This window comes from Pseudoalteromonas rhizosphaerae (assembly GCF_902498845.1).
GTDB lineage: Bacteria > Pseudomonadota > Gammaproteobacteria > Enterobacterales > Alteromonadaceae > Pseudoalteromonas > Pseudoalteromonas rhizosphaerae.
Window position 1 is genome coordinate 1 of sequence record NZ_CABVLM010000056.1, and the last position, 433, is coordinate 433.

1 protein-coding gene is annotated in these 433 nt (G+C 63.0%); it reads right to left on the reverse strand.

All coding sequences use genetic code 11. The features are described 5' to 3' along the window. Positions 1 to 433 (reverse strand): FAD-dependent oxidoreductase (locus tag PSR9079_RS23440; protein WP_149983461.1); only part of this gene is annotated, 433 nt, incomplete at both ends.

Consider the following 433-nt stretch of genomic DNA (forward strand, 5'->3'; position numbering starts at 1 on the left):
CGAATTCACCCACGACCCGGCCCAGATTCTGCGCCAGGTTTACACCTCGCGTCGAGAAGCCGACGACGGAGAACACCTCGCGGCCGAGGCGCTGCATGCGCGGCAGGTAGCTGTCGGTGACCGCGCAATATCCTTCCCAATAGTCGTCGAATTCGACATCGGCGGCCGTGAGTTGGGGAAAGAGCAGCCGCATTCTCTTTCGGGCGTGGGCAATGCCGTAGGCGCGCTTGTTGCCGAAGGCAAAGACAGCGCCACCCGAGATCAGCCTCCCGTCGTCGTCGAGGCGGCCGAAGCCGCCCGATTTGCGCAGGTCCGTGAAGCAAAGGCCGCTGTGCAATATCTCCTTGCGCAGTTTCTGGCTAAGCGGCTTGGTCGCGGCGTGATAGAGATAGACCGGCACCACCGAACGCTGCACCTCGGGCAGGAAGTCACC